Origin of the sequence: Lelliottia wanjuensis, assembly GCF_030238365.1 — a bacterium.
Lineage (GTDB): Bacteria > Pseudomonadota > Gammaproteobacteria > Enterobacterales > Enterobacteriaceae > Enterobacter > Enterobacter wanjuensis.
Genome location: NZ_JASSOT010000073.1, coordinates 38,346 through 44,345, shown reverse-complemented (window position 1 = coordinate 44,345; position 6,000 = coordinate 38,346). Strand labels below are relative to the sequence as shown.

Here is a 6,000-nt window from a genome sequence, read left to right as displayed (position 1 = left end):
GATAAATTCAAGGCGTTGCATAGGTCGGGTCTCAGTCCAGGGCATAGTGAGTCTCCTCTTCTATGCCAGTTATAACTGTTACCCATGTATCCGGTCTAAAGTGTTACCCATGTTTCCGGTTCATACCGCAGCGCCACCCGGCAACACTTCCACAGCAAATATTTAGTTCGTGACCCTTCTCCCACTTCTGTTTTGATCCACAGGATCTTTATTTTGTAATCGATTACTTTTTATTTGACGGTATTTGTAATCGATTACTTTTTAAGGGTGAGGCTCATCATGGTGTCAACAACTGAAAGTAGTGGAAAGGCGATAGGGCAGCACCGGCTGCTGGTTCCACGGCTGTCGCTGATGATGTTTTTACAGTTTTTTATCTGGGGTAGCTGGTCGGTCACGCTCGGGCTGGTGATGACTCAGCACAACATGTCGCTTCTGATTGGCGATGCGTTTTCCGCAGGGCCCATTGCGTCCATTCTCTCGCCGTTTGTGCTCGGGATGCTGGTGGACCGTTTCTTCCCTTCGCAAAAGGTGATGGCGGTGATGCACCTGGCCGGGGCGGCGATTCTGTGGTTCGTGCCGGGGGCGCTGATCGCTCAAAACGGCGCGCTGCTGATTGGCCTGCTGTTTGGCTACACGCTCTGCTACATGCCGACGCTGGCGCTGACCAACAACATCGCGTTTCACAGTCTGGCGAACGTCGACAAAACCTTCCCGGTAGTGCGCGTCTTTGGCACCATCGGCTGGATCGTCGCCGGGATTTTCATCGGTGTGACCGGCGTTTCCGCCAGTGTGACCATTTTCCAGGTGGCGGCGGTGAGCTCGGTGCTGCTGGCAATTTACAGTCTGACGCTGCCGCACACGCCAGCTCCGGCCAAAGGGCTGCCCGTCGCCGTGCGCGATCTGTTCTGCGCGGATGCTTTTGCGCTCCTCAAAACGCGCCACTTCTTTATCTTCTCTCTGTGCGCGATGCTGATCTCCGTGCCGCTCGGCACCTATTACGCCTACACCGCGTCGTATCTGGCAGATGCCGGGATTCAGGATGTCAGCACCGCCATGTCCTTCGGGCAGATGTCTGAGATCGTCTTTATGCTGGTCATCCCGCTGCTGTTCCGCCGCCTCGGTGTGAAATATATGCTGCTGATCGGCATGCTGGCGTGGTTCGTGCGTTACGCCTTCTTTGCGCTGGGCGTCAGCGAAGAGGGGCGCTTCCTGCTCTATCTCGGCATTTTGCTCCACGGCGTATGCTATGACTTCTTCTTTGTCGTCGGCTTTATCTACACCGACCGCGTGGCGGGCGAAAAGGTCAAAGGCCAGGCGCAGAGCATGATCGTGATGTTCACCTACGGCATCGGGATGCTGCTCGGCTCGCAAATTTCTGGCGCGTTGTACAACAGCCTGGTGGCGGGACAGACCGTGCCGCAGGCGTGGGTGACATTCTGGTGGATCCCGGCGGTCGCCGCCGCGGCGATCGCGCTGATTTTCCTGTTCTCGTTCAAGTATGACGACGACAAGGCGTAATTTTCTGGAGGTGTTATGAGGACGATTAAGGGACCGGGGATTTTTCTGTCGCAGTTTATTGGCGCACAAGCGCCGTTTAACTCCCTCGACGGGCTGGCGGGCTGGGCGGCGAGCAAAGGCTACAAAGCGCTGCAAATTCCGTGCAATCACCCGCAGATATTCGATCTGGAGCAGGCGGCTGTTAGCCAGACGTATTGCGACGAAATCAGCGGAAAACTGGCCGAGCACGGGCTGGTGATTAGCGAACTGTCGACCCATCTGGAAGGCCAGCTGGTGGCGGTGAATCCGGTGTACGGCGAGGCGTTTGACCACTTCGCGCCGCCCGACGTGCGCGGTAACGACGCGGCGCGCCAGGCGTGGGCGACCGCCAAAGTGAAGCAGGCCGCCGCGGCATCGGCGAAGCTTGGATTAACCGCCCACGCGACCTTTTCGGGCTCGTTGGCGTGGCCGTTTTTCTACCCCTGGCCGCCACATAACGAGACGCGTTTTCGCGAGGCGTTTGCAGAGCTCGCCAGGCGCTGGCGTCCGGTTCTTGATTGTTTCGACGAGCACGGGGTCGATCTCTGCTTTGAGCTGCATCCGGGCGAAGACCTGCACGACGGCGTGACCTTCGAGCGTTTCCTCGCGCTGGTCGACAACCATCCGCGCTGCAACATTCTCTACGATCCGAGCCATATGCTATTGCAACACATGGATTACCTGTCGTTTATCGATATTTATCACGCCCGAATCAAAGCGTTTCACGTCAAAGACGCTGAGTTTCGCCCCAACGGGCGCAGCGGCGTGTACGGCGGCTATCAGCCGTGGATCAACCGCGCCGGGCGTTTTCGCTCCCTGGGCGACGGGCAGATCGACTTCAAAGGGATCTTCAGCAAGCTCACGCAGTACGACTACGACGGCTGGGCGGTGCTGGAGTGGGAGTGCTGCATGAAGGACGGCGACGTGGGCGCGAGCGAGGGCAGCGAGTTTATCCGCCGCCACATCATTCCGGTTTCGGGCCGCGCCTTTGACGATTTTGCCGCAGGGGGCGCGAATGATTAACGTCGGGATCGTCGGGAGCGGATTTATCGGCCCGGCACACATCGAGGCGCTGCGTCGCCTCGGTTTCGTACAGGTCGTCGCCCTGTGCGACGGCACGCTCGACCAGGCGCAGGAAAAGGCGCGGGCGCTGAATGTGCCTCACGCCTACGGCAACGTCGAAGAACTGCTCGCCCATCCCGGTTTGCAGGTGGTTCACAACTGCACGCCGAATCATCTCCATGCCCAGATCAACCGGCAAATCCTGGCGGCGGGCAAACATCTGTTCTCGGAAAAACCGCTGTGCATGACGCCGGAAGAGGCAAGAGAGCTGGTGGCCCTGGCCGAACGGGCGGGCGTCATCCACGGCGTGAGCTTTGTCTATCGCCAGTTCGCGATGGTGCGCCAGGCGGCGAGCATGCTGCGCGCCGGAAGCGTCGGGCGACTGTTCGCCGCGCACGGCAGCTATTTGCAGGACTGGATGTTGCACGAGACCGACTACAACTGGCGCGTCGATGCCGCGCTGGGCGGGGCGTCGCGGGCGGTGGCAGATATCGGTTCGCACTGGTGCGACACGGTGCAGTTTGTCACCGGGCGGCGGATCGTCGAGGTGATGGCCGATCTTTCGGTCGTCTGGCCGACGCGCAAAGCTAACGTGGCGGGCAACCAGACCTTCACCCAGGAGTCCGCCGCAGTTTACGAGGACAAACCCGTCACCACCGAGGATTTCGGCTCGGTCCTGTTCCGTTTTGACGACGGCAGCAAAGGCAGCTTTAGCGTCTCGCAGGTCAGCGCCGGGCGCAAAAACCGCCTCAGCTTTGAGATCAACGGCAGCGAACGTTCGCTGGCCTGGGATCAGGAAGTCCCGCAGCAGCTGTGGATCGGCCATCGCGCGCAGGCGAATCAGATTCTGACGGACGATCCGGGCCTGATGAACAAAGATGCCGCCGACAGCGCCCACTTCCCCGGCGGGCATATCGAAGGCTGGCCCGACGCTTTTAAGAACATGATGGCGCAGTTTTATCGCGCCGTGCAGGCAAACGCCATGCCCGAGAAGCCCTTATTTGCCACCTTCCACGACGGGGCGAACGTGATGTATATCATTGATGCGATTGTCAAAAGCCATCAACAGCAGCGCTGGGTACGCGTTGAGGCTTGACCTGTTGCCCGGTTCGCCGGGCAGCAAATTTATGTTAGCCTGATAAAAACGCTAACTGCAGGATGTGTCGTCGTTATGTCAATTCAGAAAATCGCTCAGCTCGCCGGGGTTTCGGTGGCGACCGTGTCGCGCGTGCTTAATAACAGCGACTCGGTAAAAGCGAAGAACCGCGAGCGCGTCTTGCAGGCGATTAAAGAGAGTAATTACCAGCCCAATCTGCTGGCGCGCCAGCTCCGCACCGCGCGCAGCTACATGATCCTCGTGATGGTCTCTAACATTGCTAACCCGTTCTGCGGCGAAGTGGTGAAGGGCATCGAAGAGGAGGCCGAGAAAAACGGCTATCGCATCCTTCTCTGTAACTCCGGCTCGGATCTGGAACGTTCTCGCTCCGGCCTGAGCCTGCTGTCGGGCAAAATCGTCGACGGGATCATCACCATGGACGCCTTCTCGAAACTGCCGGAACTCTCGGCTCTGATCGGCAGCGCGCCCTGGGTGCAGTGCGCGGAATACGCCGATTCCGGGACGGTCTCCTGCGTGGGCATTAACGATGTGGACGCCTCGCAGCACGTGGTCAGCCAGCTGGCAGACGGCGGTCGTCAGCGCATCGCGCTCATCAACCACGATCTCAGCTACAAATATGCTCGCCTGCGCGAGCGCGGGTATAAAAGCGTGCTACATCTGCGCGATCTGGAGTATCAGGTGGTGGAGTACGCGAGCGATCTCAGCTCCGGCGCGGGCATGGCGGCGATGAAAAAACTGCTGGCGGATAACCCGCCGGACGCGGTGTTTGCGGTGTCGGACACCCTGGCGGCGGGCGCACTGCGCGCCATCGAGCAGGCCGGGCTGCGGGTGCCGCAGGATATCGCGGTGGTGGGTTTCGACGGTACAGAACTCTCGGAAATGGTCTCCCCACCGCTCAGCACCATCGAGCAGCCGTCGCGGGATATCGGGCGCAAAGCGGTCAATCTGCTGCTGAATAAGATCGATAACCCGGATGCGCCGACGGAGAGGGTGATGATGGACTGGCGCTACGTGGCGCGCGCCAGTACCTGAGGATTATTTCGCGAACGCGTCCGCCAGGGAGCGAATATCGTTCCCGGTGGGCGACTGGTGAATACGCAGACCAAATTCCTCGACCACCGCATAAATATGGTCGAAAATATCCGCCTGAATGGTTTCATATTCTGCCCAGACAACGGTGTTGGTAAACGCATATATCTCAATGGGCAGACCGTTCGCGTCCGGTGCCAGCTGACGCACCATCAGGGTCATATCTTTACGAATGCGCGGATGATTACGCAGATATTCGTTCAGGTACGCGCGAAACGTTCCAATATTGGTCATTTTGCGCAGATTTAATACCGATTCCCCTTCACCATTTTCCTGATTCCAGAGATGAATCTCTTCGTGACGCGCCGCCATATAAGGCTTGAGCAGTTTGGCCTGAATTAAGCGCTGCTGCTCGTTCTCATCGAGGAAATGAATGCTGGTGGTGTCAATGCTCAGGCTGCGCTTAATTCGCCGCCCGCCGGACGCCGACATCCCGCTCCAGTTTTTAAACGAATCCGACACCAGCGCCCAGGTGGGAATGGTGCTGATGGTATTGTCCCAGTTACGCACTTTGACGGTGGTTAAGCCGATGTCCGTCACCGCGCCATCCGCGCCGTATTTCGGCATCTCCAGCCAGTCGCCGAGCTTGAGCATATCGTTCGCCGAGAGCTGGATCCCGGCGACCAGTCCAAGAATGGGGTCTTTAAACACCAACATTAACACGGCGGCCATCGCGCCCAGGCCGCTGATCAGAATCGCCGGTGACTGCCCAATCAGCAACGAGATCATCAGGATCCCAACCAGAATCGCACTCACTAACTTCACGCCCTGGAATATTCCCTTAAGCGGAAGCTGAGAGGCGGTTGCCAGCTTTTGCGACAGATTAAAGATCACATCTAATAACGAGAAGAAGGAGAGAAGGGCATACACCATCACCCACAGTCGGGCACAGGTGGTTAATATTTCAGCCGCTTCGCTGCCTTTTTGTAGCCACAGCGCCGCCTGAACGTTGACGATAATCCCCTGCAGGGTAAAGGCCAGACGGTGAAATAATTTATTCTGGGTAATGATTTGCAGCCACAAATGGGAACTGGCCTGCGCCCGTTTTTCAAACAGACGCAGCACCACTTTGTGCAATATCAGATGGACAATAACGGCGGTGAGTAAAATGATGCCAAAGATTAACACCAGCGAGGTGGTGTGATTAATTTCGATTCCAAGCTCTTCAACCTGAGCAATTAATTCCTGCATAACGT

At 57.9% G+C, this 6,000-nt stretch carries 5 protein-coding genes; 4 read left to right on the top strand and 1 reads right to left on the bottom strand.

Translation table 11 applies throughout. From position 1 onward, the window contains the following. The first annotated feature begins 279 nt into the window (after positions 1-279). The 4 genes from QQF33_RS22505 (at position 280) to QQF33_RS22490 (ending at position 4,747) form a co-directional block, all read left to right on the top strand. A complete protein-coding gene (locus QQF33_RS22505) occupies positions 280-1,518 on the top strand; it encodes an MFS transporter (protein WP_285149982.1) in 1,239 nt (412 codons plus the stop codon). A 15-nt stretch (positions 1,519-1,533) separates the two neighbouring features. Continuing rightward, positions 1,534-2,559, top strand: a complete 1,026-nt coding sequence (locus QQF33_RS22500; RefSeq protein ID WP_285149984.1) for a sugar phosphate isomerase/epimerase family protein — start codon at positions 1,534-1,536, stop codon at positions 2,557-2,559. Further along, positions 2,552-3,694, top strand: coding sequence for a Gfo/Idh/MocA family protein (locus QQF33_RS22495; RefSeq protein WP_285149985.1), 1,143 nt, complete (start codon positions 2,552-2,554; stop codon positions 3,692-3,694). Before QQF33_RS22500 ends, QQF33_RS22495 begins: the two co-directional genes overlap by 8 nt. A gap of 75 nt (positions 3,695-3,769) precedes the next feature. Further along, positions 3,770-4,747 (top strand): LacI family DNA-binding transcriptional regulator, encoded by a 978-nt coding sequence (locus QQF33_RS22490; RefSeq protein WP_282493868.1) that lies wholly within the window; start codon positions 3,770-3,772, stop codon positions 4,745-4,747. 3 nt (positions 4,748-4,750) lie between these two features. Here QQF33_RS22490 and QQF33_RS22485 read toward each other — a convergent pair whose 3' ends face one another. After that, positions 4,751-5,995, bottom strand: a complete 1,245-nt coding sequence (locus tag QQF33_RS22485; RefSeq protein WP_285149989.1) for a mechanosensitive ion channel family protein — start codon at positions 5,993-5,995, stop codon at positions 4,751-4,753. Positions 5,996-6,000 lie beyond the last annotated feature (5 nt).